The organism is Acetobacteroides hydrogenigenes (assembly GCF_004340205.1).
In the GTDB taxonomy this organism is placed as follows: domain Bacteria; phylum Bacteroidota; class Bacteroidia; order Bacteroidales; family ZOR0009; genus Acetobacteroides; species Acetobacteroides hydrogenigenes.
Map to the genome: position 1 here is coordinate 42,361 of NZ_SLWB01000015.1, position 21,882 is coordinate 64,242.

30 protein-coding genes are annotated in these 21,882 nt (G+C 47.0%); 9 read left to right on the top strand and 21 right to left on the bottom strand.

Annotated elements, in window-relative coordinates; genetic code table 11:
• Positions 1-5: 5 nt before the first annotated feature.
• From CLV25_RS13175 to CLV25_RS13200, 6 genes are all read left to right on the top strand, one after another.
• Positions 6-1,271, top strand: a complete 1,266-nt coding sequence (locus CLV25_RS13175; RefSeq protein ID WP_131840129.1) for a phage portal protein family protein — start codon at positions 6-8, stop codon at positions 1,269-1,271.
• Positions 1,272-1,483: 212 nt separating this feature from the next.
• Positions 1,484-2,665, top strand: coding sequence for a phage head morphogenesis protein (locus CLV25_RS13180; RefSeq protein WP_131840130.1), 1,182 nt, complete (start codon positions 1,484-1,486; stop codon positions 2,663-2,665).
• Positions 2,666-2,760: 95 nt separating this feature from the next.
• Positions 2,761-4,581 (top strand): phage tail tape measure protein, encoded by a 1,821-nt coding sequence (locus CLV25_RS13185; protein ID WP_131840131.1) that lies wholly within the window; start codon positions 2,761-2,763, stop codon positions 4,579-4,581.
• Between the two features lie 185 nt (positions 4,582-4,766).
• Positions 4,767-5,030: a hypothetical protein gene (locus CLV25_RS13190; protein ID WP_131840132.1), complete on the top strand. Its 264-nt coding sequence runs from the start codon at positions 4,767-4,769 to the stop codon at positions 5,028-5,030.
• A 139-nt stretch (positions 5,031-5,169) separates the two neighbouring features.
• Entirely contained in the window at positions 5,170-5,745 is a 576-nt protein-coding gene (locus CLV25_RS13195) for a phage virion morphogenesis protein (RefSeq protein WP_131840133.1), read from the top strand.
• A gap of 157 nt (positions 5,746-5,902) precedes the next feature.
• Positions 5,903-6,526 (top strand): hypothetical protein, encoded by a 624-nt coding sequence (locus CLV25_RS13200; RefSeq protein WP_131840134.1) that lies wholly within the window; start codon positions 5,903-5,905, stop codon positions 6,524-6,526.
• Between the two features lie 155 nt (positions 6,527-6,681).
• Here CLV25_RS13200 and CLV25_RS13205 read toward each other — a convergent pair whose 3' ends face one another.
• From CLV25_RS13205 to CLV25_RS13295, 19 genes are all read right to left on the bottom strand, one after another.
• Entirely contained in the window at positions 6,682-7,377 is a 696-nt protein-coding gene (locus tag CLV25_RS13205; RefSeq protein ID WP_131840135.1) for a hypothetical protein, read from the bottom strand.
• Positions 7,378-7,487: 110 nt separating this feature from the next.
• A complete protein-coding gene (locus tag CLV25_RS13210) occupies positions 7,488-7,688 on the bottom strand; it encodes a hypothetical protein (RefSeq protein ID WP_131840136.1) in 201 nt (66 codons plus the stop codon).
• 23 nt (positions 7,689-7,711) lie between these two features.
• Positions 7,712-7,981 (bottom strand): hypothetical protein, encoded by a 270-nt coding sequence (locus CLV25_RS13215; RefSeq protein ID WP_131840137.1) that lies wholly within the window; start codon positions 7,979-7,981, stop codon positions 7,712-7,714.
• Positions 7,982-8,004: 23 nt separating this feature from the next.
• Positions 8,005-8,682: a class I SAM-dependent methyltransferase gene (locus tag CLV25_RS13220; RefSeq protein WP_131840138.1), complete on the bottom strand. Its 678-nt coding sequence runs from the start codon at positions 8,680-8,682 to the stop codon at positions 8,005-8,007.
• Between the two features lie 33 nt (positions 8,683-8,715).
• Positions 8,716-8,913, bottom strand: a complete 198-nt coding sequence (locus tag CLV25_RS13225; protein WP_207895675.1) for a hypothetical protein — start codon at positions 8,911-8,913, stop codon at positions 8,716-8,718.
• 199 nt (positions 8,914-9,112) lie between these two features.
• Complete coding sequence (locus CLV25_RS13230) at positions 9,113-9,496, bottom strand: hypothetical protein (protein WP_131840140.1); 384 nt, start codon at positions 9,494-9,496, stop codon at positions 9,113-9,115.
• Between the two features lie 115 nt (positions 9,497-9,611).
• Positions 9,612-10,034: a hypothetical protein gene (locus CLV25_RS13235; RefSeq protein ID WP_131840141.1), complete on the bottom strand. Its 423-nt coding sequence runs from the start codon at positions 10,032-10,034 to the stop codon at positions 9,612-9,614.
• 176 nt (positions 10,035-10,210) lie between these two features.
• Positions 10,211-10,408: a hypothetical protein gene (locus tag CLV25_RS13240; RefSeq protein ID WP_131840142.1), complete on the bottom strand. Its 198-nt coding sequence runs from the start codon at positions 10,406-10,408 to the stop codon at positions 10,211-10,213.
• Positions 10,392-10,601 (bottom strand): hypothetical protein, encoded by a 210-nt coding sequence (locus CLV25_RS13245; RefSeq protein WP_131840143.1) that lies wholly within the window; start codon positions 10,599-10,601, stop codon positions 10,392-10,394. Before CLV25_RS13245 ends, CLV25_RS13240 begins: the two co-directional genes overlap by 17 nt.
• Positions 10,594-10,857, bottom strand: coding sequence for a hypothetical protein (locus tag CLV25_RS13250; RefSeq protein ID WP_131840144.1), 264 nt, complete (start codon positions 10,855-10,857; stop codon positions 10,594-10,596). Before CLV25_RS13250 ends, CLV25_RS13245 begins: the two co-directional genes overlap by 8 nt.
• A complete protein-coding gene (locus CLV25_RS13255) occupies positions 10,854-11,129 on the bottom strand; it encodes a hypothetical protein (RefSeq protein ID WP_131840145.1) in 276 nt (91 codons plus the stop codon). Before CLV25_RS13255 ends, CLV25_RS13250 begins: the two co-directional genes overlap by 4 nt.
• 175 nt (positions 11,130-11,304) lie before the next feature.
• Positions 11,305-11,583 (bottom strand): hypothetical protein, encoded by a 279-nt coding sequence (locus CLV25_RS13260; RefSeq protein ID WP_131840146.1) that lies wholly within the window; start codon positions 11,581-11,583, stop codon positions 11,305-11,307.
• Positions 11,553-12,215: a DUF3164 family protein gene (locus tag CLV25_RS13265; protein WP_131840147.1), complete on the bottom strand. Its 663-nt coding sequence runs from the start codon at positions 12,213-12,215 to the stop codon at positions 11,553-11,555. Before CLV25_RS13265 ends, CLV25_RS13260 begins: the two co-directional genes overlap by 31 nt.
• Positions 12,166-12,450 carry a hypothetical protein gene (locus CLV25_RS13270; RefSeq protein WP_131840148.1) on the bottom strand — a complete coding sequence of 95 codons (285 nt, stop codon included), beginning with the start codon at positions 12,448-12,450 and terminating at the stop codon, positions 12,166-12,168. The genes CLV25_RS13265 and CLV25_RS13270 overlap by 50 nt, the downstream gene beginning before the upstream one ends.
• Positions 12,440-12,856: a hypothetical protein gene (locus tag CLV25_RS13275; protein WP_131840149.1), complete on the bottom strand. Its 417-nt coding sequence runs from the start codon at positions 12,854-12,856 to the stop codon at positions 12,440-12,442. Before CLV25_RS13275 ends, CLV25_RS13270 begins: the two co-directional genes overlap by 11 nt.
• Before the next feature lie 11 nt (positions 12,857-12,867).
• Positions 12,868-13,494, bottom strand: coding sequence for an ATP-binding protein (locus tag CLV25_RS13280; RefSeq protein ID WP_131840150.1), 627 nt, complete (start codon positions 13,492-13,494; stop codon positions 12,868-12,870).
• A complete protein-coding gene (locus CLV25_RS13285; RefSeq protein ID WP_131840151.1) occupies positions 13,487-14,368 on the bottom strand; it encodes an AAA family ATPase in 882 nt (293 codons plus the stop codon). The genes CLV25_RS13280 and CLV25_RS13285 overlap by 8 nt, the downstream gene beginning before the upstream one ends.
• A gap of 18 nt (positions 14,369-14,386) precedes the next feature.
• On the bottom strand, positions 14,387-16,408 hold the full coding sequence (locus CLV25_RS13290) for a hypothetical protein (protein WP_131840152.1): 2,022 nt from the start codon (positions 16,406-16,408) through the stop codon (positions 14,387-14,389).
• A 13-nt stretch (positions 16,409-16,421) separates the two neighbouring features.
• Complete coding sequence (locus CLV25_RS13295) at positions 16,422-16,619, bottom strand: hypothetical protein (protein ID WP_131840153.1); 198 nt, start codon at positions 16,617-16,619, stop codon at positions 16,422-16,424.
• 147 nt (positions 16,620-16,766) lie between these two features.
• Here CLV25_RS13295 and CLV25_RS13300 point away from each other — a divergent pair, with 147 nt between their 5' ends.
• On the top strand, positions 16,767-17,201 hold the full coding sequence (locus CLV25_RS13300; RefSeq protein ID WP_131840154.1) for a hypothetical protein: 435 nt from the start codon (positions 16,767-16,769) through the stop codon (positions 17,199-17,201).
• Between the two features lie 620 nt (positions 17,202-17,821).
• Here the strand turns inward: CLV25_RS13300 and rnhA are convergent.
• Positions 17,822-18,307 (bottom strand): ribonuclease HI, encoded by a 486-nt coding sequence (gene rnhA / locus CLV25_RS13305; protein WP_131840155.1) that lies wholly within the window; start codon positions 18,305-18,307, stop codon positions 17,822-17,824.
• Between the two features lie 241 nt (positions 18,308-18,548).
• Here rnhA and nadC point away from each other — a divergent pair, with 241 nt between their 5' ends.
• Positions 18,549-19,397: a carboxylating nicotinate-nucleotide diphosphorylase gene (nadC, locus tag CLV25_RS13310; protein ID WP_131840156.1), complete on the top strand. Its 849-nt coding sequence runs from the start codon at positions 18,549-18,551 to the stop codon at positions 19,395-19,397.
• A gap of 125 nt (positions 19,398-19,522) precedes the next feature.
• Positions 19,523-20,164 carry a pyridoxamine 5'-phosphate oxidase gene (pdxH, locus tag CLV25_RS13315; protein WP_131840157.1) on the top strand — a complete coding sequence of 214 codons (642 nt, stop codon included), beginning with the start codon at positions 19,523-19,525 and terminating at the stop codon, positions 20,162-20,164.
• A 143-nt stretch (positions 20,165-20,307) separates the two neighbouring features.
• Here pdxH and CLV25_RS13320 read toward each other — a convergent pair whose 3' ends face one another.
• A complete protein-coding gene (locus tag CLV25_RS13320; RefSeq protein ID WP_131840158.1) occupies positions 20,308-21,813 on the bottom strand; it encodes a glutamine synthetase family protein in 1,506 nt (501 codons plus the stop codon).
• Between the last annotated feature and the right edge of the window lie 69 nt (positions 21,814-21,882).

Genomic DNA, 21,882 nt, shown 5'->3' on the forward strand with positions numbered 1-21,882 from the left:
CAGCCATGAATAATTCAAACATATCAAAATCATTCCTCTGGGGAATGTTTAAGTTCGAAGCAAAAGCAACCACACCGCCTGCAGGAAAATCCTCCGGCATTGCCGTTCAAATCATCCAGCAGTTTAAAGACCGTTCACGTGCCGAAATCAAAAGTTGGCAGCAGGCGCTCGACGCCTGTGGCAACCCCGAGACGCCACGTTGGGCATTGCTTCAGGATCTATACGACAACCTAAGGCTCGACGGCCACCTAACCGCTGCCATCAGTCTCCGCAAGGCGGCAACCCTATCAACAAAGTTTTACATCAAGGATGGTAAAACGGGCAAGGAAATCCCCGAATTAACAGCCCTACTCGAAACCGACTGGTTTTACCAGGTCATGGATCACGCCCTCGAAAGCGTCTTTTGCGGCTACTCGGTGCTGGAGTTGGTCGATCCTACCACCATGCAGTGGCAGCTGCTACCTCGCCGCAACTGCGTGCCTCAATCGGGCTTTGTTTACTTCGAGGCCAATGGCGATAAGGGCGTTTGCTACCGCGATCCCGCCTTTGCTAAAAACGTGGTCGAGATACGTAGCAGCCACCAATTCGGACTGCTAAACACCATCGTGCCGCAGCTAATCTGGAAGCGCAACGCCCAGCAGGCATGGGCCGACCTATCCGAGCGTTTTGGCATTCCTATGGTTACCGCCGAAACTACCAAGACCGATAAGAAAGACCTGGATAAGCTGGAGTCCGATCTTCGTGCATTGGGCCAAGCCGCTCAGGCTGTTCTACCACAAGGCACCAAAATCACCATTCACGATCAGGCTACCAAGGGCGACCCCTACAAGATATTCCAGCAGCAAATTGTTGTCACCAACTCCGAGGTATCCAAGCCCATCGTTGGCGGTACTATGATATTGGACGATGGCAGCAGCCGCAGCCAATCCGAGGTGCACGAGCGCACCCTCGACGAAAAGATTGCCGAGGCCGATCGCCGCAGCATCGAGTTCTTTGTCAACGGCAAGCTAATCCCCATCCTACGCCTATGGGGCTATAAAATCCCCGACACCGCAACATTCGTATTCGACCGCACCGAGCAAATCTCGCTAACCGAGCACTGGAAAATCGTAAGCGAAGCCCTCCAATTCTACGAAATGGACCAAAACGTTATTGCCGACACCTTCAACCTCCCAATCGTACGGGCGAAAAATCTTTCGCCCACTGGCAATTCCGTAAGGGCGGGTTCCAAACCCGACCCCGCCGCCTCCCTATCCGCAAATTTCAATTAGGGGATAGCGAACCAGCGGCAACCGCCGTCCCCAACCTATACGAGCCGTCACCCTGTTCCCTCGTAGGGGCGAAAAATCTTTCGCCCTCTGCCTCTGCCGAATCCGTACGGGCGAAAAATCTTTCGCCCTCTACCGACGCCGCCATCGAAAAAGAGGTAACCCGCATCCTCGAAACCCTATACAACGGCAAATCTATCACCACCGATGTACCGTTGCACCGCATCGTCGGTGCCCTGCTCGAAAGCAACGTATTCGAAGGTTACGGCAAAACACCCTCCGACGTAGATTTTGATACCCCCGACGCCCCAATGCTCGCCCGTCTCACCCGCGACACCTGGCAGTTTGCCGCCGCCAAAAACTACAACCAAATGCGCGACCTTACCCTTGCGCTCGTAGACGAAAACGGCAAGGCTCGTACCTTCCCCGAGTTTAAGGCCGCCGCTGAAGCCATCAACGCCAAGTACAACAAGTCGTGGCTACTCACCGAGTACAACAGCGCCGTAGGATCAGCAACAATGGCAAGCAAGTGGGCAGAGTTTAAGGCCAACGAAAAGGACATGCCCTACCTCAAGTACCAAACCGTCGGCGACGATCGCGTACGTAACGAGCACAGGGCATTAGATGGCGTTGTCCGTAAGATTGATGATTCATTCTGGAGCACCCACTACCCGCCCAACGGTTGGGGATGCCGTTGCGACGTCATTCAGCTGGCAACCAGCAGCGCAAAAGAGACCGAGCATATACCCGACGTGCCCATCAACCCCATGTTCCGCACCAACCTTGCGGCCACGGGCTTGGTTTACCCTGCCGGGCATCCCTACTACAACGGCGTACCGCATGGCGAGCTACGCAAGGCGCTCGCCTACCTGCCTGCCGATGCCACCTACAAGCGCTTTAAGGTAGGTAACGGCGTGGCCGATGTCAACCTATTACACTACGATGTAAGCAATCAGGGTATAGCGCAGTTAAAGCACCATGCCGAGATAAGCGCCAACCTCATCGACCTAGGATTTAAGAACATCAAGATGCTGCCATCCATCCACGAGAAGGATGCAGCGCTTAAGGAGCGCTTTTACCCCAAAGGGTATAAGCCCGTTGATGCAAAGAAGAATCCCGACTTCTGGATGCAGAGCGCCAAGGGTAAGGATATGATTTGCGATTTCAAGTACATGACAGGTAGCGGCCGAAACATTGCCCGTCATATCGACAACGCCGCAAAGCAGGCCAACTATGCCGTAATTAAGCTATCAAAGGATGCTAAGCTAAACCCCGAGCGCGTAGCAAAATCGGCAATGGCCAAGATGGATCTATACGATAGCCTGCATGGGGTAATTGTACTCAATAGCGATGGAGACATCTTCTGCGAGGTGTACCGAAAAAGCAACGGGCGCTAAACCGAAGTCTAGCACCCGTTGGTGGGTCCGTCCCGCAGGACTGACATTACAAATATACAATAATTGCGCTTAATCGCACAACTAAACAGCTAAAAATGACAGGACAAGCAAAAGTTCAGCTCATTCTCGAACTCAAAAACCGCCTTAACACCGGTCTATCCGAGGCTAAGAAGCGCCTTAACGGCACCGTCGAGGGCATGAAGGATAAGCTCAACTCCCTTAAGCTATCCCACACCAAGGCCTTTAGCGCCATGACCGACCAAATACCTGGTTTTGGCAATGCAATGGCTGCTTTGGGTAATCCATACGTTCTCGTCACCGCTGGACTATTAGCGTTAACTGCGGCTGGGGTTAAGGCCTCTAAATGGTCTAACGAGTGGGCTACCAATATGGCTAAGGCCAATGTTACCGCGCAGCTAGCACCTCCTCAGCTGCAACAATTGTCCGATCAACTAGTCAAAATTGGTACCCGCAATGTCGGCCCACTAGAGCAGGTCCCAGAAGCATTCAACCGTATCATTTCTGCAGGTCTCGACGTTAACACCTCGCTTGCCGTTTTGGAGCCAACGCTAAGGGCTTCTAAGGCGGGTTTTGCCGATCTCGAAACTGTAGCCGCTGCTGGCGTTGGCGTAATGGCATCATCCGGCGAAAATATCAACCGTGTTTATGATATTCTATTCGCCACCTTAAATAAGGGTAATGCCGAGTTTAAAGATATAGCACAGTATCTACCTAAAATAGTCCCATTGGCACGTGGTGCTGGTTTTGCTCTCGACGAAACTGCCGCAGCATGGGCTTTCCTTACTGCACAGGGCCAAAAAGCCGAGCAAGCCACAACGGGCATAATGAACATGGTAAAGGCATTTTCTAATGTCGACACCATAAAAGGGCTTAAGGGTGCAGGTATCGATGTATTCGACGCAAAAGGCAAGGTAAAGCCAATTCTCGACATCGTAACGATGCTGCAGAGTAAAATGGGTAAGCTATCCGACAAGGGCAAAGCTAACTTCCTCGATGCAATCGGGCTTAAGGACATGGAGGCTAAAGGCGCTATCCTCGCAATGGTGCAGGATGTTACTAAGTTAAAAGGTATCACCGACGCAACCGTTCTCTCCCAGGGAGCATTAAATACCGCCTACGAAAATGCAAGAGCACCACTCGACGATTGGGCTATAATAATGAATAGCATTAAAGGCAATTTTATTAAACCTTTTGGAGACTTCTTCCTAAACGTATTTAGCAAATTAGGTACATGGATACTTAATGCATCCAAGGCTACTAAGGAATGGTATCGCAATTCCATGCTACTACAAGATGCTCTTAGCGGAATTGGGTTTGTGCTTAAATGGGTTATCGTTAAGCCCCTCGAAGGTTTGTGGTGGGTGATTAAAAAGCTATGGCAAGGACTATCATGGGTTTTAGGTCAGATTGGTAATGGTTTTGAGTGGCTATATAGAACAATTAAACCAGTATTTATATGGCTAGATGAAGCGCTTATGAGTATCTGGAATATTATCAAGGCTATATTCACTGGCGATTTTAGCGGGGCATGGAAGGCTATTAAGAATTTCCACGTCCCTTCTATATCAGATATTCGCAAGAGAATGGAGTCCGATTTTGAGGCAAAAAATAAAGCCCAAAAAAATGAGAATAATCCTTTTTCAACCGAAACAAAGATCCCTAGTTTAGAAGATCCCGACAAAAGTAACAACGGGTTAGGCGACGGCGGTATTTCCAAAATCACCGACAGCGGTCAAGCCCCCCGTAACATTACCATCAACATCGATTCCTTTATTAAAGGAGGCCTCAATGTAAGCAACACCAACATGCAAAACATGAGTCTCCGCCAAATCGAAGAAACGGTAAAAGACATGTTCCTCCGCGTCATCGCCAATGTCGAAACCGGATACCAATAATGCACGGCCCTTGTAGGGGCGAAAAATCTTTCGCCCTATTCGTGCGCCGTAGGGGCGTATCGCATACGCCCTATTCGTGCGCCAGCAATACCCCGGTCGCTGAGTTGCATGTTACAGAAAGGAAAAAATAAAAAGGGAATGGCGAAAACCTTTAATAGAGTAGCCAACATTAAATACATACAGACATGTTTATTTTAAGAAGGATTGACCCTGAAGCAGGTCAAATTAACACGAACTTGGGTGATTACTACACTCTGCTTTTAAAAGAAACCAATAAGAAACAGTTTGAAAAAACTGTTGAAAATTGGGAGAAAGATATTGTGGATAAAATGTATGGAGTTGTTGTATTCGATGACGATAAAGAATGCATAATGCCCCTTTACTCTGGTTCACAATACTATGTCATGGCGAGTGACGGAAGAACATTTGATAATGTTTCTTTCAAGTAATTTTAAAAAAGTAGAGACGGGTTTGGAATCCGTCTCTCTTGGATCGTGCGCCAGCCTTATCCCCTCCTCGGGAGGGGTGCCCGCAGGGTAGGGTGGGTTTATCTAACGTCTAAAATCTAACATCTAACGTCTGCACCCAATGCTCGAAACCCTTCAATTCACAAACCTAGTCAACCGCGTCACCGCCTCCATTCAGGCCATTCCCCAGCGTGCCGCCACCCTTGCCGTCAATTTCAGCAAGGATCGCTTTCGTGCGCAAAACTGGGTCGACACCACCACCCAGCCGTGGAAAAACCGCAAGCCCATGCGCTGGGGCCGTCGCGAACGCCCAGGTCGCGCCATCCTAGTCGATAGCGGAAGGTTAAGACGCTCCATCCGCAAGATCCTCGTAAGCGCCGAAGTCGTAATCATCGGAACCGACGCCCCCTATGCCCGCGTACACAACGAAGGCTTTCGCGGCAAAGTCACCCAACGCGTAGCCTCGCATAAGCGCAACCTTACAAAATTTGGCGTCATCCGGGGCAAAGAAAACAAGCGAAGCACCCGCGTCGATTTTGGTCGCGTCAAGCGAGGCGAAACCACCGTAAAAACATACACCCGCACCATCCGCCTCCACATACCCAAACGCCAATTCATCGGCACCAGCGCCGTACTAGATACCCAACTCCAACGCATGATGACCGCCGAAATCACCCGCGCCATCCGTGGCACATAAAAGCGCCTCGCAGAGGCGCATTGCATCGTAGGGGCGAAAAATCTTTCGCCCTACTCGTGCGCCAGCCTTATCCCCTCCTCGGGAGGGGTGCCCGTAGGGCGGGGTGGGTTTTATCTAACTACTAACGTCTAAATACTAACGTCTAACATCCAAAACAATGGAACAAGTTTACCTCGCAATCCTCAAAACCTTCGCCGAAAACAAGAAAGTTTTCACCGATCGCCATCTACCCGTAATCCGTACTATCGACATCAACATCGGCCAACCCGATGATCCCGAAAACTTCGAGGTTTTCTGCCCAGCCATATTCATCAGCTGGGACATTAAACCAGGCATTGCCGGAGAACCCGACAACCTCACCCTCGACTTTCACATCTTGCAGGAGCCCAAAGGCCATACCGAAAGTTTCTCCAACGCCTTCCGTTCCCCGAGCGGAGTCGAGGGAATAGGAGCCGAGGTGAGCATAGAGTACATGCGCCTTATTAAAGCCTGTAAGTACCTCTTAAACTCCCTACGTGTCACAGGCACCCCGAGCGAAGTCGAGCGTTCCCCGAGCGGAGTCGAGGGGACCACCCCCCTCAAGTACGCAGGCGAGCGCCAAGCCGCAACCCCCTATTTCCGCTACCACATCCTAACCTACACCTGTAGCATCGACGCCTACACCGACAGCATCCACCGCCCACAAATGACCACCGGCACCGTCGAAGCCATCCGCATCACCAATGCCAACCAAAAACCAACCACCGACACCCCATCCATCACCATCGAAACGTACACGTAGGGGCGTATTGCATACGCCCATTATCACATACGCCCGTATATTCGTGCATCGTAGGGGCGAAAAATCTTTCGCCCTATTGGGTATATCTGTAAATAAAAAAGCCTTGAGGCATACAACCTCAAGGCTTTTCATATCGGCACACCTAAACCTAGCAATCAAATCTTATGCTTCCAATCCAGCCCCTCTACATTAAAGTACACCTTTTGTTTCCCCTCATTGTAGAAGGTAGTCTCAATAATAATTTTCTTTGCTGTTTTCAACTTATTAATTAGCCTTGATTCTGAATTAATAAAGATAATGTCTGAACTACCATCAGCCGCCGAACTATACGAAAACGACTGGGGTTTTTCTTCATCAAACTTTATTCTAAGAGATTCTTCCCCCATTACGCTTGTCATAAATTGTCCTTTCGACACTTTAAGGTAAACATTAGTACCGCTTGCATTTTTTCTTACCGTAAGCGTAAACGACGATCCTCCCTCGTAAGGAAATTGAAAATCAAGAGTATTTGTGGATTCACTCCACGCAAAGTAAGACGTTGAAGAGTTCATTTCGTCAAATTCTTGGCTATAATTCCAATTATTAGGAGTTGTAGTTGTAGTCGAATCCCCTTCGTTTGTAGTTGCCAAAGTATCAACAACAGCAACATTATTCTCATTACTCGCTTTAGCGCTATCGTTACCTCCAATATTAGCAATCAAAACAATAGCAAGAACGATTGTATAAGCAATTTTCCATCCTTTTGCAATAACTTCCGATTTCCAAATAGCATAAAGTCCTACAGGGAAGAAAACAATGCAGAGAAGAATTACAAGCCATGTGGTATTGTACCACTCTTTTTTACTTTCCATAATCCTTATTTTTAAAATTATGCTATAAATGTAAAAAAACATTTTGTAATTTGTAAACACCTAATACTGTTAAACTAAAAAGCCACCAGATAGGTGGCTTTCTTATTATTTTATGGTGACTCAATCTTTGGCCCCCATTCTGAAATTATACTTAGATCAGTAAATTGTTTTTCTTTGTGATGGTTCCATCCTTCAATTCTAAAAAAGGGGGCGGTACCAACCACATGGACAATTGCATTAAACCATTTAAAATCATCGGTTTTTGCCCAATAAAAACCAGCCTCTGTTGGAATAAAATCTTTATCAGCCATATTACCCCTCCTCGTTATAGTAATTAATCGATTAAACATTCTCCATCATCCGTATAATTGTCGCTCTTAAATGCCAGTGCAACCCAAGGAACAAACGGTTTATCGTACTTCTCCTCGTAAAATTCCTGCTCGCCTTTATCCTCAATTTGCAGATGCACAATCTCAAAATTGTAGACGCCCGAAGAAGTGCTATCTCCAAAACCATCGTGAAGGTTCTTGCGCCAATCGAAGATGAAAACCTCTAAATCTTGAGGTTGCTTTTCTAATTCAGAAATCAACTCTTTTACTTTCATGATTTATCCATTTTAAAGGTCGTTTAAACTCTAAAAAAACTCAATCCAATATATTTGGTGTACTCCGGGGGAATCGCCTCCGACATCTCTTGGTTATCCATCCAATCTATGCCCATTGCATACCTCCACGTATCTTTTACATTTCCCTTATGAAACTTGGCAATCTTATCCTGCCTGTTTTGCCTATTACTGCCTTTCCCAAAAACGCTAACGAAATCCCCATCCTTAACGCTTCCTTTATGGTGAGGTATAAAAGGCCTCATGCACCACCAGTTTACAAGTTCAAATTGTCTTTTCCTTAAAACCTTCAAATCGAACATTGTTCCTGTTAGTAGTAGGTCAGGACGAAGTGGCGCTTGCATTACATTTTCGATTACGCCTGGTTTGCCTGTTTGGTACATAAGTAGCCTCAGTGGTTCCAGTATATCCGGGTAGTTTTTCCCTCTTCGTCTCATTTTTGCCGTACTACAGCTATATTTCTGACAGGGGGGGGAAGCATGTATATGAGTATATTTTTGATAATTCTCACGCAAGTACGTTAGCGCATCTTGTTGAATAAAATGGTAAGGATAGTTTGGTTGAAATTCAATGTCGACACCGGTAATTTCAATCGAATAGCCCAATTCCTTAGCGGCTAATTCGTACCCACGGCTACACCCGCCTGCCTTGCAGCATAGGTCTAGTAGTTTTATCGTTTTCATTGATTGTTTTTTTGAGGAACAGGGAGCACTCTCTTAAAACAGCACCCCCTGTTTTGGTTGTTCGTTTAGCCTTTTCAGCTCGGCTTTAGCAGCAGTACCAAGGTAGTTGTAGTAAGTCCGCTTGCTTATCCGGTACTGCGGGAAAATCAGGTGGAAGTATATCCACTCCTGGTTTACGCCTCGCCGTGTGTGCTCCAGCGTAATCTCCTGAATTTCCACAACTTTTGTCAATAGATTTTTTCGGTTATACGCCATCGCAATAAGCACTTTATTTATTACCTTTGTTTTGAGCCAAAGGGGTTTCGTGTTTATCGCGGGGCCTCTTTCCTTTTATAGCCTACTTTCCTGTACTCACCCCTCTCGTTCCCCGAGCGGAGTCGAGCGTTCCCCGAGCGGAGTCGAGCGTTCCCCGAGCGGAGTCGAGGGGAGGTTAGTAGCGCTTATCCGTCCAGTGGACTATCTTTCCCGTAAAATCTTCTCTAAACCAATCCCAGAAATCGGCAAATGTTGTAAATCCGTCATTCCACGAAAGCGCTTTTAGTTCGTTTATGTCAAGAACCCTTCCATCAACCTTTACCACGCTCTGCATAGCATCTTCACGCCTTCTAATCTCAATGCGTTGTATCGAAACAACCCTTTTCGTATCAAACTGGTAAGGCTTAACCTTCCCCCTTGTATTTCTAGGGGTGCCCATCCACATATGAATAAGCATTCCCGGCTTCCATCTGCCATGTTTATCCTCCCTAATCGAGTGGATCTTCATTTCGTCCTCAATCCATGTCTTAAATTCTAGTTTCGAAAAAGTCATCAGCATCGTCTTGTCGTTTTTGGTTTTTCACTTAGTTTATTCTCGATCCCCGAGCGAAGTGGTCCCCGAGCGAAGTCGAGGGGTGGGTTTTGTCTAACGTCTAATATCTAACGTCTAAAATCTAGTTACACTTCTCCAACCTCCCCCTCTTCTTATCCGCTTCCTCTTTTTTAACCACCATCGCATGCAGCTTCCGGTGTAAGGTCTTCAGCTCATCAACATTCATCTCATAAAGAAACTTCCCCGCAATCCGCTTATCCAGCAGAAACCTATTCACCCCACTCCAGTCGTTGTTCGTAATGTAAATCCCCAGCTTATTAAGCATCGTAAGCACATTGCTACGCCACTGGCGCTGCTCGCGAGTCGGAGCATCCTTAGCCTCCTCCATATCCCGAAGGCGAGCGCAGGCCGTCGCCAGTTCCACCTCCGATAAATCCCTCGTACTCTTCACCCCAAAACCATCAAGAATATCCGCCTTATGGTCCATAATCCCGATCTTATTCAGAAGAGCATGAAAAACCTTAATACCAGTTGCCTTGTCCATTGTCAGTCTCTTTATCGTTTAACTTTTAGTTCGTTTACGTTCCCCGATCGTTCTCCGCGTTCCCCGCGTTCCCCGCGTTCCCCGAGCGAAGTCGAGGGGAGGAGTCGAGGGGAGGAGTCGAGGGGCAGTGGTGGGTTATCTAACGTCTAAAATCTAATATCTAACGTCTTTCCCCCCTAAAACAACGTCGGATATTCCACCACTTTCTCCGGCTTTATAGCACCTTTCGGCTCAAGCCTACACAAGTACTCATCCACCATTTTTTCCGCCTTCTTTGCCGCCCGTAGAGCAATACCATCACGCGTCCGGTAGTACTCCTTTTGCAGCCTCCGCATATCGGCTACCATCTTTTCAAAATCAGCATTGCTTCCCATACGCCTCCTCCTCTCTTTTCTTCTTTCTAGCCTCCTTTGCCTCAATCTCAGCATTCCGCTGTTTATAGTAGTCGCACAGCTCTTCGAAGGTCATGTTAAACGTATTCTTATTTAATTCGTGGCTAGCAGTTTTTCCGGTTTTCGAGCCTACACCCTCATCCGGGTAGTATTGACCATTTATATATTTACCCATTGCATTTCCTCCTATTCTTTTGGTAGCAGTACTTTCTATACCTCGTTTTCCGCTGCTTGTAATCCTCAAAGTTGTTCGGTGGACAAATCCTGTAGTACCTCCCGTTCTGATTTATGTAGTACCGCTTTTGCCACTCGTTAAAGCTCTCCGCATATCCGCGAGGCGCATCGTCATCGTCAACCACCCCGCCAAAAATCCATATAACGCCAATCACTATTACAAGAGCAAGAAGCGCCTTTACAATCTCATCGCTCATGGCTCAACCTCCAAAAAGAACACCTCGTTAAACACCCCATCGTTCCCCTTTAGGATATTATCCGTAAACGGAGCCGACGAGATAATCTCGTACCCTTTTGCCGTATTGATATCCTCGCTCTTATCCTCCTTTACCAGCATATCAATGTACTTTTTGCCATTAATAATGGTCTCCTCACTCAATCGGTTAAGTTCAGCAGCGGCCTCATCGGTCACCTCAATCAGTCTCGAAATCTTTACGTTTGTCGTAAATTCAACTCTCAGTTTTTTCATCTTTCAGGTTCGTTTTATTGTCGTTTAAATTCTATTTCAATTCCGTTGCATCAAGGTTTAAACCTTGTATTGTTCCCCGCGTTCCCCGCGTTCCCCGAGCGAAGTCGAGGGGAGGAGTCGAGGAGTGAGGTTATCCCCTCCCTGGGAGGGGTGCCCGTAGGGCGGGGTGGGTTCACTACTCCCTATTAACCTCCGAAAACCTTATCCTCTTTGGCACTTGCCTAAACAAGTACACCTTATCTCCACCACAGGACTTACAGATTTCTCTAGTAAGCTCATCCGAGAATGGGTCAACGTATTCATGATACCCCCAACCCTTGCAGTCATCACAGATAAGCACCTTAAATCCATCTGCCTCAAGTCGGGTTCGGGATAGGGGCGCAACCCGCGCCCCCTCGTTTCCCAAAACTCCAACATCAGCGCCTACGCCTGGCTCATGCTTAGTTCCACCCATTTCCACTGGTTGTTTTCGTCCTTAAACTTAGCCTTCACGTAGGTCGAAGATTTTACAGGCTTATAGGCCTTCTCCAACATGCTTATCGCATTTGTAAGTTCTGTATCGCCAAACTCCTTAGCCTTATTCGACAGTTCCATCACCCTCGAAGCCTTAAGCCTGCCATCACCCGTAGCGTTCAAGATGTCGCGAACCATGCTCACAAACATCTCGTTGTCCTTATTCACCTTGCTGGTAAGCCACTTGTCAATTCTTGCCTTTGCAGCGGTGGTAAGATCCTCGTCCCATCCGTCAATTACGTTGTAGCCAATAATTACGCTCTTCGAGTTCTCCTTATTGGTAAACGTGTGGCTTTGCTGTTTCGAAAGATCATCGTCCGATAAGCCGTACAGCTCTTTTTTCATAGCAAGAAGAGGGTCGCATGCCGCAAACACCTTCGTCTTACCATCCTTAATCGATTGCGACAGCCCCAGCAAAAAGGCAAATAGTTCGGTTACGCTTTCCTCTTTAAGGTTTTCGTACACCTCTTTTTCGGCAAGATGTTGCTCCCTTTTAGCCTTTTCTTCCTGTTCAAGTTGTTCTCTAAGCCTCTTTTTTTCCTCGGGCGATAGAGTTGATAAGTCTACTGACATACACTTTAAATTTTGATGGTTTGTAAATTCGTTTGATGTTACCGCCCACCCCTTCAAGCGAGTGGTAAATGCTACCGTAGTAGTCTATTTTCTGCTGGATGCTCACCTTTGCCTGATCCGTCTTAGCGTAGAGGAAGTTCTTTTGCAGCGAGGCCATCACCGAGGCCACATACCGCTTTTGCTCTTCCACCGCAACTAGCTTAAAGGCGAGTTTTACCTCCTTTTTATCCTCCATTATTCACGGTTTTAGTTCTTTTATTGCTGATTTTGCAAAGTCTTTTTGAGATAACCCTACCGAATCGAATCTCGGAAGGTTTACAGAGAAGTACCGCCATTTTTCCGTCAAGTCGCGGAAGAGTAGTCTGCTTTAGATGCCTGTAGTTAGCCAAGTTGTGGGCATGGTTCTCGCGGAACTTTTTCGACTGGCAGTGTACGTCAAGAATAAAGCTTTCGTCCAGCTCAATCCACTCCGTAACATACCAACTCCAGAATTCACGCGATCCAATCACCTCCTCGTACCTTTCGGCGCCTACGCTACTGGCAGCATAGGCGCATCCAAGGTCAAGCATCATGTTTGCATACTCCTCAGCACCAATTCCGGTGGCCGAGTTCACGTGTCGAAACGATTGTTGAAAGTTCATCTCGGTAGGTGTTAGTTACCCCACACTTCAAGAGCACCCTCGGGCCATATAACGTAGGGCTCAGTACCCTTGTATCGGCTTTTTGGGAAAGCCTTGAATCCCTCTACCCACAGCTTAACCGACGAGTGGTAGTGTATATCGTCGGCAACGTTGCCTTTCGGCTTTTTACCAGACGCATGGCTTATTACGATAAATAGCTTATGCCTATGTTTTTCCACCAGCTGCTTAAACTCAAAAGTCGTAATCTTCTTGCCGTTTATCCTTGCGTACTGTATAGAGTCTATAAAGATGATGTCCGGGCTTTTTCTCTTTTCCAACCTTGCGTCTAGGTCCTCTATCTGCTCCATATCTAGCAGCTGAAACCTATTCGAAGATTCTATTCCAACTTCCCTTATGGCATCAGCCATACTCTTACATCCTCCTTCTTCCAAGCTATCATACGCTACCTTCCCAAAGTTGGTCATGTACTTTGCCAGCTGTAGCGCAAATCGAGTTTTCCCGTTACCACTATTGCCCCATATAAACCAAGATCCAGTCAATTCTGGCTTGCCAATCGTGTCAAGCCAATCCCCCTCAAATTCCAACTCCCTGTACCTGGTCGAAAGCAACTCCTGAACGGACATTGCCTTTCTACCCATGAATTACTGTTTTTGATTTCTTGATCTCGTGGGCGGTGCGGCGTAGCGATCCTTTTGTTTTTGCAAATAGTTCGGGAACATTTCCGCGATCAATGCCGTTGGCTAAGGCAACTGCCGCAAATTGTTGTAGCGCGAAATCCTGAATTGATTCTTTACCATAAGGCGATATCCTTTGGTATTTTCCACCAAAACGGCTGAATATCTCGGTATATCCCACCTTGTTGCGGTTAAGGTTGCTATCAATCTTAGCGCGAAGTCCGTCTGCGCCCATCATGTACCAGCCGCATGCGCCCTCAGTAGCATTCCAAAGCGCCTTAATTTCCAAGAAGGCCTCGTAGTTCAAGTCCCCTGCTTCGTCTAAGATCACAAGGGGACGGTCAATCGATCTTAGGTAAAAGGTAATGTTCTCGTAGATGTCAACGTAACGTCCGCTGGCGGTTAGCCCAAACTCTTTTGCAATGCTTCTTACCAGCTGCTGTTTGGTCTTATGCTGGCTGCAGTCAACCAGCACGGCGTTACGATTTTTCCTGACGTAGTCTCTAGCGGTAAAGGTCTTTCCAATATCCGAAGAGTCACAGAGAATAGCCGAGAGCGACTGCTCTTGGCAGGCAGTTAGCTGAGTCGTAACAAAGTCAAAAACCGTAGTTTTAGCCGTTTTCCACTCAACGTTGTTAAAGATGTTTACCTCAAGCTTCCTTGCAATGGTTATCCACTTTTGGTCGGATATCACCTTCTCAAGGTCGCCGTTAATAATTCTCGACAGCTGACTTGGCGAAACATCCAAAGCAACTGCCATCTTTGCTGCCGAAGGGTAGTTCCCCGAACGGGCTTTAACCTCCGCTGCAATCCGTTGTTTAACGTCGTTTGTCATCATGATATTATCAATTTTAGGTTATAATTCATCTAATGCTTTGCTGGAGTTGTACTCGCCATCAAACTGGCTAATAAGCTCCTCAATGTTGTCAAATCCCTCAAAGGCGGGTTGTGGAGTAGGGATAACCTCCGGCGTAAAATCTTCATCAACGGCATCCGTGTTAAGAATGCTCACCTTGGCAAGTTTCTGCTTGCCATCCTTCGTAATCTTATCAAAGCGGGCAATGTAGTGTTGCTGCTTTTCAAACACCTCTTTATCCTTATCTGTCCACTCGGCACGTGCCGTACTGAACTTCTCAATCTTTGTAGCCTTACAGATATATGATTCGTTTTGGTATAGGTAAACCTCATCAATGGCACCGGTAGTGGTCGGTATGTAGTAGGCCTCTACCTTGTAGTTGTTTGGTGCCAGTTTTGCCAGTACGTTAGGGTTGGGCAGCTGGTACTTGTTGTACATCACCTGCACGTACTGCGATCTTCTAACCGATGTTTCCGTAACTTCCCCTATGTATTTTGATAGAAGAGCAGGCTCGTAGCTTGCACAGTTGGGGTTTGGATTAGCCAAGAAAACATCCAATCGGCTCATACCCGGATATTTCTTCTGGTCCCTATGCTTGCCGTTGTTATATGCCTCAATAGCGGCCAAATCATCGGCAACAATCTGCTCAAAGGTGTAGTACTTCTCCACTACCTGCATGCCTTCGTCGTTCCACACCTTATGCTCCTTGGTATTGTTCACCTCAAGCTTAGCGTAGTGTCTACCAACACCCTCGCGGTAGCGCTTCTCGTAGCCATATTTCAGCTCGCGGTTGGCCGTTTCAGCATATTTTTCTTGAGAGTTTCCCGGATTACACCAGCGCACGTACTTAAACACTTCGCCCGCTTTTAAAAGGTCATCCTTAAACTTGTTGGCAAGGTGATTTTCAACCTCCACTTCCAAAGGCATGCCCAAATCATTTGCATTAAGAAACCTGAACATGTCTCGCATACATTCAACAAACAGGCTCTTATCCTTGCTTTGCGAGTAGGCTTTACCAATCAGCGCACCGCTCTTAATATCGTAGGCGTAGTACGCCTTTACAGCAACTCCGTTAGGCATTTTCCGCAAATCGCGGTCATCCATCGAAATCTTGCTAAGCGAGTACTCAACATTGGTAATACGGTGCACGTGGGGGCGGTGAGCGCTGTTGTACTTATGCTGGCTCATCCTTACCCGGTCAAGTATGGCCAAGTTGTGCGGATCGTTAATGTAGTTCCACACCGTAGCCTTACTAATCGTAATCGGAGCCCCCGTTTTCTTGTCAAAGAAGTCGGTCCTGTTAAATATTTCGCCCGTCTCACAGTCCACAATGTCAATACCACCACCAACAAACTGCAGGTATATATCCTGAATGGTCGTGTTGAAAGGCTTGTTGGGCATAGCAGCGATGCTAAGGAGAAGCCGCTTCATATCGTCGGTTACCTTGCGGCGGTTGGAATTTTTAAACCCTTTGTGAATTAGGGTCTCGTAACCTTCAGAAAGATATGAGGCGTACTTCTCCTTTAGCCTCGTCTGATTTTCGGGCAGTGTAACAAGGGCGTTTCCCTCTTTAATTTCCTTAACATCTACAACTATTTGCTCCCACATTCTTGTGGTGCTTATTTGTCTGGATTTTCTCCATGCCGTTCTAGACTTTATAACCTCATGAATAGCATTCAGCACCTCAGCATTCGCGCAGTACTCCTTTACATTCTCATCTGGAAGATATCTGTCATCATCAATCAGATAGCCCGTAAAGTACTCCAACGCCTTAGCATCAGGCACAATTCTCGCCTTAACCGTATTTGTCTGCACCCGCTTCCTAGGATCACCAATCGCGGAAATAATCACCCTCTGTCGGCTAACCTTAAGCGAGTTAAAATCAATAAGCACCCTATTCTCAGCACCACCACCACGATTAATGGTTCTCAGCTTACCCCTCTTTCGATCATTTTTATAATCATCGTAAGAAAGGCCAGCAGCATCCCACTCTTCAAGTGTAATAGTTACTATGTTAGGCATGCCCGTCATTTCGCTACTCCTTATCTAATGAGTAAATAACTTTGTAAAGAGGCATGTAATCTTCAAGACCAAGATCTTTGGCTATTAACATGGCAATCTCCTTTTTGCTTACGTTTTCGCCTAAAGCCTCTCTTTTAGCTTCCACTAAACGGAGAATGTGCTCTTTAAAAATGCCATCCTTGTACTCTTGCAATTCACGTTTTTTGCTCATTGTTCCGAATTTTGTTAGTTTTACAAACTTGCAAGCTTGTCGAAGGTCGTTTTGCGATGCTCGAAAAACTTACATGTTTATACTTGCAATGATAGATGATTATAATCAGCTTTGCAAGTATTTTGATGATTATTTTAAGTTTTTTTAATGAAATCACTGGATCGACTTTATTTATATCTTGAATATAAGGGCATTAAACCGACTACCTTTGAACGGAACGCAGGCTTTTCAAAAGGGTATTTTTCAGGTCAAAAGAAAAGAAATGGAGATTTTGGAGAATCTGCACTGAGAATAATCATCAGCATGTGTCCTGACATGGACGAAGTATGGTTTATTACAGGCGCTGGCGAAATGCTAAAAAAACAGTATATCACTAGCAACAACAGCGCAATCGTCGAAGAGCCCTCCGCATTATCATATCAGTCAAAAATTAAAGAGCTAGAAAATGAAATATCAAAACTTCAAAAAGACAGCCTAGAAAAGAGCAATCGCATAATTGAATTAATGGAGCAAGTATTATCATTAAAAGAAGAATTAGCCACTTTAAGGAATGCGGATGGTGCGGAGAGCCGTATTGCATAAATCGCCGTTATAAAAACCTCACATACCGCCGTAATAAATAAAAACACGTTTTTTACGCCGCTTCATTCGCAATTCGTTAACTATCAATAGTTTAATCTATACCTTATTATAATATAACGGCAAAATAGCGGAATTATCCCCCTACTTAAACACAAAAACCCATGCTTTAAACTTCGTTTTGCGCACCCATCCCCAAATTTAAACATCCATTTTTGCCACTTTTTGACCCCCCAAATGACCCCCCAAATGACCCCGCAAGCCATTTTTCACCCTGTTTTCCCCGGTTTCTGCATTGTGTAAATACACAACGCAGGTCCTCAAAAACAGGTCATAAAAAAAGCCCCATATAAGGGGCTAATTCGTTGTAATTATAGTAACTTACGTTCTAGTTGTCGTTAATTATAAATAGGTCCATAGCAATTGCATTTCCGGCCCGTTTAAATTATACATCAATTATACTTAAATTACAATTCGTATCAAATTTTACATTTTGCCACATGCCACATAACTCTCACACCTTCAATTTTTTCGCCTCAATTTTCACCACATCAACCTCTCACAATTCGTTCTGTCCCCCTTATATTGATGCGAATTAATAACGAATAAATTTTTTATAAAAATTAGTTGTCGTCGGCGCTGCTGATGTAGCCGTGGTCTACCTTTAGGTTCTTTTTGTCGGCGGCGGCAGCAACGGCCAGCTTGTCGCAGCGCTCGTTGCCGGGGATGCTGGCGTGGCCCTTCACCCAGATGAACTTGACGCTATGCTTGCGGTACTCGCGCAGGAACTCCATCCACAGGTCGGGGTTTTTCTTGTTCTTGAAGCGCGTTTTTTCCCAGCCGAACACCCAGCCCTTCTCAACGGCATCCACCACGTACTTAGAGTCGGAGTAGACGGTAACGTTGCACTTGGGGAACTTGAGCGCCTGCAGGCCGCGGATTACCGCCATCAGCTCCATACGGTTGTTGGTGGTAAGCTCGAAGCCCTCCGAGAGCTCCTTTACGTGCGGGCCCCAAATGAGCAGGGTGCCGTAGCCGCCCGGTCCAGGGTTGCCGCTGGCGGCGCCATCGGTGTATAGGGTGATGTTGTACGCGTTGCTGTTTTCCATAGCGCGAAGGTATAAAAAGGGGCGGAGATATTTAGCAAGCGGGATGTTGTTGCATGAACCTGTTCGGTTTTAGTCTTCTAATGCTGATATTCGTTTTAGAAAAATTGCAGCGGCTCGCCTTAAAACGGGTCAACTTTAGAGGCGTTTAGCGCGGCAAGTATTACCTTTACGGCATTGTTTACGAAACGCTGCCCTTGTGTGGCGAATAGGTACAATCAACAATAACCAGATAAGAAACGTCATGGTAAACACAACAGAACTCATAGATAAGCTAGTTGAGCTAGCCATTCTGGAAGATATTGGCGACGGCGATCACTCATCCCGCTCGTGCATTCCTGCTACGGCATCTGGCAAGATGAAGCTGCTGGTAAAACAGGAGGGCATTATTGCAGGGATCGAGATTGCCAAGGTCATCTTTAAGGGATTGGACAGCAACATGCAGATAGAGCAGCTTATCGAAGATGGCACTCACGTTAAGCCGGGCGATATCGCCTTTTACGTCGAGGGTAGCGTCATCTCGCTGCTTCAGGCCGAGCGCTTGGTGCTTAACGTCATGCAGCGCATGAGCGGAATCGCCACCCAAACCAACGTATACGCCGAGAAGCTAAAAGGGCTAAAGACAAAGGTGCTCGACACCCGTAAGACTACGCCCGGCATGCGCGTACTCGAGAAGATGGCCGTGAAGATTGGCGGCGGCGAAAACCACCGTATGGGCCTTTACGATATGGTTATGCTCAAGGATAACCACATCGATTTCGCGGGCGGCATCACCCAGGCCATCCGTAAGACCCAAGCCTACCTCAAGGAGACTGGCAGAGACCTAAAAATTGAGGTGGAAACCCGCTCGCTCGATGAGATCCGCGAGGCGATGGCCGTTGGAGGCATCCACCGCATCATGCTCGACAACTTTGACCTTAAGAAAACCCGAGAGGCCGTTCAGCTGATCGACGGAAAGTACGAGACCGAATCGTCGGGTGGCATCACCCTCGAAACCCTCCGCGACTACGCCGAGTGCGGGGTAGACTACATCTCGGTTGGCGCGCTTACCCACCAGATAAAGAGCTTAGACATGAGCTTGAAGGCGGTTTAGAATTAAAAGTGCTACTATAATAGGAAAAGGCAGCCTGCGGGTTGCCTTTTTTGTTGTCGGAGGATGGCTTTTGTTAAACAAAGCGTTTGTAAGAATGTTATTCGTGCAAGTAAAAGTATGTAACGATGAAAACTAACATTGCCAACCTACGGAAGGAGTACACGCTAGGAGCGTTAGATGGAGAAAGCGTTCATCCCGACCCTGTACGGCAGTTCGAGGAATGGCTGCAGGAGGCCATTAAGGCCAAAATACCAGAGCCCAACGCCATGACGCTGGCTACCTCTACCTTCGAGGGAAAGCCATCGGCACGGATGGTGCTGCTTAAGGCAGTTGGCGAGCAGGGGTTCTCCTTTTTTACGAGCTACGAAAGCCGCAAGGCTAAGAATATTCTGCAAAACCCATACGGTGCATTGGTGTTCTACTGGGCCGAACTGGAGCGACAGGTTCGGGTAGAGGGGAAGATAGTTAAAGCATCGGAAAAGGAATCCGATTCCTACTTCCGAACGCGTCCGGAGGGTAGCAAGATAGGTGCGTGGGCATCGCCTCAGAGTAAGGTTGTACCCAATCGGCGATATCTAGAGGATTTGATGGATGACTTTAAGGAAGAATTCGTAGGAAAGACGGTGAAGCGTCCACCTAACTGGGGCGGATATGTGCTCGAACCTTTCCTTGTGGAGTTTTGGCAGGGCCGAAAGAATAGGCTGCACGATAGGATTCAGTATAGGCTAGAAAATGGAGTTTGGTTCATAGAACGGCTTGCCCCATAGGGATAAAAAAAAAAAGCGACCCTCCCGGGGCGCTTTTCTATTTTACACCTTTTTACCTTAACTTTTCGAGTCTTTTTATTCAAGAATTCAAAGTGTCAATTCAAAGGTTAAGTTTTACTCGGTGTAATGAAGAGAGCAACTAATTACATCACATGCAAATACTTATCGACTAAAGCAGCAATTTGTTCATCATTTCCATATAGCAACTCGCTAAGTCTTTCGTCGTTGTACGACTTTAATATCTTGATCTTATTGTCAATCAAACCGTGTGTGAAGACTCCATATTTTTCGAACACCTCGCGCTTTGCGTTGAGCCTATCGGCAGATTCGCAGCACGATATTGGCAGCTGCTCGAGGTTTTCGAGGATATGCTTGTTTTCATCCTTAAAGATGTTGCAGTCTACGTAAAGCGCGGCTGCTTTTTCGAGCGCATTCTGCATCTTTAGTCCGTGGAGCGCACCTACAACCAAGCCGGTTATCAGCAGGTAGATATCGGCAGATCCGTCGGGTACTCTAAACTCTACGGTTTGCTTGCTGTCGCGTTCGATGTTTAGGGCGCCTCCCTTAGGGTTGGCATCCTTAATCATTTCGGCAGCGCCAATTCCTCCAAGCGGTACGCGGATAAGCACAGAGCGGTTTCTGTCGCCCCAGCATACGTTGGTTGGAGCCTCTTGGTGAGGAACCAAGCGTAGGTATGAGGTTGGGATGGTGTTGCCAAAGGCGGTAAGCGCATCGGCAATGTCGAGTATGCCAGCGATCATCTTCTTTGCAGCGTCGCTTAGGCTGCCCTCGCTAACCATCTGGTTCTTGCCATCCTTTTCGAGCATCATGTGAACGTGCAACCCGCTTCCTGCCTTGCCAACAGTAATCTTTGGGGCAAAGCTGATGGTTACTCCATACTTGTAGCCCAGCATGCGGATGATCCACTTAGCTACGATAAGCTGCTCGGCAGCATCTTCTACGTAGGTAGGAAGAAACTCTATTTCCTGCTGCTCGTAGTAGATGCCATCCTTAACGAAGGATCCTACCTCAGAGTGGCCGTACTTTACCAAACCTCCAGCTTGAGCTATAAGCTTCATTGCCTCTACGCGGAGCATTTCCCATTTTGCGTAGGGCGTAGAAGAATGGTAGCCCTTTTGGTCGATGCCTTCGTAGAACTGCTCATCCTCCGATATTACGTAGTACTCCAGCTCGCCCATTGCCTTAAAGGTGTATCCGGTTTCCTCCTTGAAAACAGATACTGCCTTGCGAAGCATGTATTCTGGTGAACTTTCGAGCGGTTTGCCGTTGCTGTTGTAGAACGAGCAAATAATATTGAGCGATGGAATCTCTGCAAAAGGGTCAACGAACGCGGTGCGGTACTTGGGCATAACGTATAGGTCGCTCGATCCGGCCTCGATGAACGAGAAAAGGCTCGAACCATCTACACGCTCACCTTGGGTGAGGATAGTCTCTAAGTACTCCTTGTTGTTGATTACGAAGTTTAGCGTCTTGAGCTTGCCATCTTCTGCAACGTAGCGGAAGTTGACCATCTCGATGCCGCGATCCTCGATAAACCTAATTATATCGTCGCAGGTAAACTCCGACGCTGGTTTTTGAAGATGTTTTACAAGCTCGTTTTGAGAGAGCTCTATATGTTTTAGGTTCATAGTCCGTCAAGCTAAAAATGTTGTTCTCTTTGATGGGGTCAAAAGTAATGAATTATTACAAAAAACAAA

What these genes read in the sequence shown, in the direction of transcription:
- CLV25_RS13175 (WP_131840129.1), top strand. Translation starts at nt 6, where the DNA reads ATGAATAATTCAAACATATCAAAATCATTCCTCTGGGGAATGTTTAAG.
- CLV25_RS13185 (WP_131840131.1), top strand. Translation starts at nt 2,761, where the DNA reads ATGACAGGACAAGCAAAAGTTCAGCTCATTCTCGAACTCAAAAACCGC.
- CLV25_RS13190 (WP_131840132.1), top strand. Translation starts at nt 4,767, where the DNA reads ATGTTTATTTTAAGAAGGATTGACCCTGAAGCAGGTCAAATTAACACG.
- CLV25_RS13195 (WP_131840133.1), top strand. Translation starts at nt 5,170, where the DNA reads ATGCTCGAAACCCTTCAATTCACAAACCTAGTCAACCGCGTCACCGCC.
- CLV25_RS13200 (WP_131840134.1), top strand. Translation starts at nt 5,903, where the DNA reads ATGGAACAAGTTTACCTCGCAATCCTCAAAACCTTCGCCGAAAACAAG.
- CLV25_RS13205 (WP_131840135.1), bottom strand. Translation starts at nt 7,377, where the DNA reads ATGGAAAGTAAAAAAGAGTGGTACAATACCACATGGCTTGTAATTCTT.
- CLV25_RS13210 (WP_131840136.1), bottom strand. Translation starts at nt 7,688, where the DNA reads ATGGCTGATAAAGATTTTATTCCAACAGAGGCTGGTTTTTATTGGGCA.
- CLV25_RS13215 (WP_131840137.1), bottom strand. Translation starts at nt 7,981, where the DNA reads ATGAAAGTAAAAGAGTTGATTTCTGAATTAGAAAAGCAACCTCAAGAT.
- CLV25_RS13220 (WP_131840138.1), bottom strand. Translation starts at nt 8,682, where the DNA reads ATGAAAACGATAAAACTACTAGACCTATGCTGCAAGGCAGGCGGGTGT.
- CLV25_RS13230 (WP_131840140.1), bottom strand. Translation starts at nt 9,496, where the DNA reads ATGCTGATGACTTTTTCGAAACTAGAATTTAAGACATGGATTGAGGAC.
- CLV25_RS13235 (WP_131840141.1), bottom strand. Translation starts at nt 10,034, where the DNA reads ATGGACAAGGCAACTGGTATTAAGGTTTTTCATGCTCTTCTGAATAAG.
- CLV25_RS13240 (WP_131840142.1), bottom strand. Translation starts at nt 10,408, where the DNA reads ATGGGAAGCAATGCTGATTTTGAAAAGATGGTAGCCGATATGCGGAGG.
- CLV25_RS13245 (WP_131840143.1), bottom strand. Translation starts at nt 10,601, where the DNA reads ATGGGTAAATATATAAATGGTCAATACTACCCGGATGAGGGTGTAGGC.
- CLV25_RS13250 (WP_131840144.1), bottom strand. Translation starts at nt 10,857, where the DNA reads ATGAGCGATGAGATTGTAAAGGCGCTTCTTGCTCTTGTAATAGTGATT.
- CLV25_RS13255 (WP_131840145.1), bottom strand. Translation starts at nt 11,129, where the DNA reads ATGAAAAAACTGAGAGTTGAATTTACGACAAACGTAAAGATTTCGAGA.
- CLV25_RS13260 (WP_131840146.1), bottom strand. Translation starts at nt 11,583, where the DNA reads ATGGGTGGAACTAAGCATGAGCCAGGCGTAGGCGCTGATGTTGGAGTT.
- CLV25_RS13265 (WP_131840147.1), bottom strand. Translation starts at nt 12,215, where the DNA reads ATGTCAGTAGACTTATCAACTCTATCGCCCGAGGAAAAAAAGAGGCTT.
- CLV25_RS13270 (WP_131840148.1), bottom strand. Translation starts at nt 12,450, where the DNA reads ATGGAGGATAAAAAGGAGGTAAAACTCGCCTTTAAGCTAGTTGCGGTG.
- CLV25_RS13275 (WP_131840149.1), bottom strand. Translation starts at nt 12,856, where the DNA reads ATGAACTTTCAACAATCGTTTCGACACGTGAACTCGGCCACCGGAATT.
- CLV25_RS13280 (WP_131840150.1), bottom strand. Translation starts at nt 13,494, where the DNA reads ATGGGTAGAAAGGCAATGTCCGTTCAGGAGTTGCTTTCGACCAGGTAC.
- CLV25_RS13285 (WP_131840151.1), bottom strand. Translation starts at nt 14,368, where the DNA reads ATGATGACAAACGACGTTAAACAACGGATTGCAGCGGAGGTTAAAGCC.
- CLV25_RS13290 (WP_131840152.1), bottom strand. Translation starts at nt 16,408, where the DNA reads ATGCCTAACATAGTAACTATTACACTTGAAGAGTGGGATGCTGCTGGC.
- CLV25_RS13295 (WP_131840153.1), bottom strand. Translation starts at nt 16,619, where the DNA reads ATGAGCAAAAAACGTGAATTGCAAGAGTACAAGGATGGCATTTTTAAA.
- CLV25_RS13300 (WP_131840154.1), top strand. Translation starts at nt 16,767, where the DNA reads ATGAAATCACTGGATCGACTTTATTTATATCTTGAATATAAGGGCATT.
- rnhA (WP_131840155.1), bottom strand. Translation starts at nt 18,307, where the DNA reads ATGGAAAACAGCAACGCGTACAACATCACCCTATACACCGATGGCGCC.
- nadC (WP_131840156.1), top strand. Translation starts at nt 18,549, where the DNA reads ATGGTAAACACAACAGAACTCATAGATAAGCTAGTTGAGCTAGCCATT.
- pdxH (WP_131840157.1), top strand. Translation starts at nt 19,523, where the DNA reads ATGAAAACTAACATTGCCAACCTACGGAAGGAGTACACGCTAGGAGCG.
- CLV25_RS13320 (WP_131840158.1), bottom strand. Translation starts at nt 21,813, where the DNA reads ATGAACCTAAAACATATAGAGCTCTCTCAAAACGAGCTTGTAAAACAT.